At 57.3% G+C, this 279-nt stretch carries 2 rRNA genes; both read right to left on the reverse strand.

The window, feature by feature from the left end:
- Positions 1-103: ribosomal RNA gene (gene rrf, locus E0W78_RS16335) — 5S ribosomal RNA — on the reverse strand; the annotation flags it as partial.
- Positions 104-203: 100 nt separating this feature from the next.
- Positions 204-279: ribosomal RNA gene (locus E0W78_RS16340) — 23S ribosomal RNA — on the reverse strand; the annotation flags it as partial.

The raw sequence follows: 279 nt of genomic DNA on the forward strand, positions 1-279 counted from the left end.
TACTCTCCCACCCCCTCCCGGGGGCAGTACCATCGGCGCTGAGAGGCTTAACTTCCGGGTTCGGAATGTTACCGGGTGTTTCCCTCTCGCCATGGTCGCCGAAACTCTATGGAGATATCAAAACCATCCACCACACGCATGGTGTGGTGACCGGTTCCCGTTCGTATCTCGGGAACCTCACAGTGGACGCGCAGATCGTTGTAGGTAACAAGCCCTCGGCCTATTAGTACCGGTCGGCTACACACATTGCTGTGCTTCCACCTCCGGCCTATCAACCCA

It is taken from the genome of Aeromicrobium sp. IC_218, assembly GCF_004336805.1.
Classification (GTDB): Bacteria; Actinomycetota; Actinomycetes; order Propionibacteriales; family Nocardioidaceae; genus Aeromicrobium.